Annotated in this window: 1 pseudogene; it reads left to right on the forward strand. The window is 62.8% G+C overall.

What is annotated here, in order from left to right:
- Nucleotides 1-231 (forward strand): annotated as a pseudogene (locus B4920_RS28210) (oxidoreductase); the annotation flags it as partial.

Consider the following 231-nt stretch of genomic DNA (forward strand, 5'->3'; position numbering starts at 1 on the left):
CGTGGTCCGCTCGGCGGCCATTTCCTATGGCCTGAACCTGCCATAGACCCAGTGCTGTTGATCGGGGCAGGCTCCGGCCTCGTGCCGTTGATGGCGATGATCCGGCAGCGCCGCGCACTAGCCCAGGTCGTGCCGACAGCGCTGCTCCTGTCCGCACGAACCGCTGAAGACGTTCTCTTCTCAAAAGAGCTTCATTCCATCGAATGCAGCGATCCGGCATTCGCCTTGGCG

The organism is Zoogloea sp. LCSB751 (assembly GCF_002028455.1).
GTDB lineage: Bacteria > Pseudomonadota > Gammaproteobacteria > Burkholderiales > Rhodocyclaceae > Zoogloea.